The sequence below is a fragment of the Pseudomonas sp. JL3 genome, from assembly GCF_031570575.1.
In the GTDB taxonomy this organism is placed as follows: domain Bacteria; phylum Pseudomonadota; class Gammaproteobacteria; order Pseudomonadales; family Pseudomonadaceae; genus Aquipseudomonas; species Aquipseudomonas cucumis.
In genome coordinates, this window is record NZ_JAKWJK010000048.1 from 1 (window position 1) to 2,560 (window position 2,560).

A 2,560-nucleotide genomic window follows, 5' to 3' on the forward strand; every position below is an offset into this window, starting at 1 on the left:
ACGCCCTGCCCGCGCAGGTAATGCGCCAACCGGTTGGCGCGCTCATTCAGCTCGCGATAGCTCAAGCACTGTTTGCCATGCAGCACCGCCGCAGCGTCCGGTGTGCGTTGCACCTGGGCCTCGAACAGCCCGTGGATAGTCTGTCCCTGCGGATAGTCGGCTTCGGTGGCGTTGAACGTCACCAGCAACTGTTCACGTTCCGCTGCCGGCACAATCGGCAACTCGCGCAATGCCGACTCAGGCGCCTGTTCCAACGCCTCCACCAGGGTTTCCAGCGCCGTGTGCATGTAATCGCAGACACGTCGGGCGCCGACCTCGACCACGGCCTGCGCCGTGAGCATGAAGTCCTCGCCAAGGTCGTCCACATTCAGGCACAGCGGGTAGTTGGTGCGCTCTTCCATGCTCAGCGTGTGAATCCCGTGCCAGGCCGAGATTGCCTGGTCGGATGCGGTTTCAGCCGCGCTGTGCCGGTAATTCAATAAGGTGCTGAACAGTGGCAGCGAAGCCGGCACGCCACTGCAACGCTGGGCCAGGGACAGCGAGGCATGTTCGTGCCCCAGCAAGGCCGATAGCCGCGCATGGGTCGTCCTGACCCCGGCGCGCACCCCTTGCGCACCCACGCTGATGCGCAACGGCAAAGTATTGATGAACATCCCCAGTGCACGGTCGGCCCCTTCGCCACCTTGCATCCGGCCCATCAGTACGGTGCCGAACACCACTTCTTCGCGGCCCGACACACGGCCGACCACTTGTGCCCAGGCCAGATGGACCAGGCTTGCCGCGCTGACACCGAGCTGACGCGCCTGTACCCGCAGGCGCTGGCCGAGCTTGGCCGCCACTCGTTGTTGCACTTCCTCGACACCACTGCCGTCGCCCTGCACATCCTGCAGACCAAAGGGCAGCGTCGGCTCATCGATATCACCGAGCATGTCGCGGAAAAACGCTTCGTGTTGCTCATCACTCACGCCCAACCGCGCCTGCGCCACATGGTTACGGTACGGCACGGCGGGAGCAAGCTGCTCCGACTGGCCCAACAGGCTGGCCTGCATTTCGTGCACCACGACTTCAAGGGCTGTGTGGTCCAGCGCCATGTGGTGGAACAACAAGATACCGACCCAACGCTCATTCGCCGTGTCTTGTGCATAGGCCATCCGCATTAACGGTGCCTGAGCAATATCCAGACGGTAATGACGCGGATCGAAACGATGGTGCAGCTGCCTCACGACATCGCCCGCGGCCGGATCCGTCTCGATTTCCTCAAGCGCCAACGTCGCATGGCGCCATACCACTTGCACGGGTGCGTCCAGGCCTTGCCACACCATGCTGGTGCGCAGGATATCGTTCCGCGACACCACGCTCTGCAAGGCATGGGTGAAGGCTTCCACCCGCTCACGACTGTCAAAGCCGAACAACACCTGCAGCACGTAGGGGTCACCCTGCGTCGCTGCAAGGTGATGGTAAAGAATGCCTTCCTGCAACGGCGCCAGCGCATAGATATCCTGCACATTGGCAACCCCGCCCGGTACCGTTGCGACGATCCGGTCGATGGCGTTCTGATCCAGATCGGCCAGCGGCAACATGTCCGGGGTAATCCGCGTGCAGCCGTGCGGGATGGCGTTGAGCGGTACCACGACTTCAGCACCGCCGCCGACTGCGGCGGCCAGCGCCGCCAGTGTGGGCTGGCCAAACAAGACGCGCACATCGGCGCTCAGGTCGACCTGGCGCATGCGCTCGATCAACTTCACCGCCAGCAGCGAGTGGCCACCCAGCTCAAAGAAATTGTCATGTCGACCGACCTGCTCGATCTTCAGCAGGTCCTGCCAGATCCGGGCGATGGCGGTCTCAACCGCGCCTTGCGGGGCTTCGTATTCACGGGTCACCACTGACGACTGGTCCGGCGTCGGCAGTGCCTTGCGGTCGAGCTTGCCGTTGGCGGTCAGCGGGAACGCTTCAAGCATCACGAACGCGCTGGGCACCATGTACTCGGCCAGCGAGCCCAGCAACTGGGCGCGCAGTTCGGCGACCGACAGTTGCGCGCCTTCTTCGGCAATCACATAAGCCACCAGACGCTTGTCGCCCGGTTCGTCTTCCCTAGCGATCACCACGGCTTCACGCACACTTTCGCAAGCCGTCAGCTTCGCCTCGATCTCGCCCAGCTCGATGCGGAAACCACGGATTTTCACTTGCTCGTCGTTACGACCGAGGTATTCGAGTTCACCGTTCTCCAGCCAGCGGCCGAGGTCACCGGTCCTGTATAACCGTGCATCCGCGCGCCCGCTGAAGGTGTCGGTAATAAAGCGCTCCCGGTTCAGTTCGGGACGATTCAGGTAACCCCGGGCCACACCCGCGCCGCCCACATACATTTCACCGACCACACCCACCGGCACCGGCTCATGCTGGGCGTCCAGTACATACAGTTGCAGATCGGGAATGCGCCCACCGATCGGGCTCACGCCCAACTGCGCATCGGCCGCTTCCAGCGCACGGTAGGTCACGTGCACCGTCGTTTCGGTGATGCCGTACATGTTGACCAGCTGCGTCTGTGCATTCGCTTCACGGG

At 63.1% G+C, this 2,560-nt stretch carries 1 protein-coding gene; it reads right to left on the bottom strand.

What is annotated here, in order from left to right:
- Nucleotides 1–2,560: condensation domain-containing protein (locus MMG91_RS28700; protein ID WP_310661442.1), on the bottom strand; the 2,560-nt coding region annotated here is incomplete at both ends.